General features: G+C 64.4%; 1 protein-coding gene. It reads right to left on the bottom strand.

Going from position 1 to position 418, the window contains the following annotated elements; all coding sequences use genetic code 11:
- Positions 1–418: reverse transcriptase domain-containing protein (locus JG676_RS08390; protein WP_246801828.1), on the bottom strand; the 418-nt coding region annotated here is incomplete at both ends.

Here is a 418-nt window from a genome sequence, read left to right on the forward strand (position 1 = left end):
TCGCTGAGCCGCTCCTCCACCCGCTCCATCAGCCGATCGTGCGGAATGCTGTCGAAGTAACCCTTGAGGTCGGCATCCACCACGAAGGTGAACCCTTCCTTGATCAAGCCGTCGACCTCGCGCACCGCATCATGGCAGCCTCGTCCCGGACGGAAACCGTAGCTCCCCTCGCAGAACGATGCCTCGAAGATCGGTTCGATCACGAGCTTCACCGCCGTCTGGACAATTCGGTCCTTGACCGCCGGGATGCCCAGCGGCCGCGTTCCTCCATCGCCTTTGGCAATCTCGACCCGCCGGACCGGCTGGGGACGATAGCTCCCGTCCTTCAGCGCGACCGATAGCTCCCCCAGATACTTCTCCGAGTTCGCCGCAAACCTCTCCAGGCTCTGGCCGTCCACCCCGGCCGCGCCCTTGTTGG

It is taken from the genome of Campylobacter sp. 2018MI34, from assembly GCF_016598975.1.
Classification (GTDB): Bacteria; Campylobacterota; Campylobacteria; order Campylobacterales; family Campylobacteraceae; genus Campylobacter_D.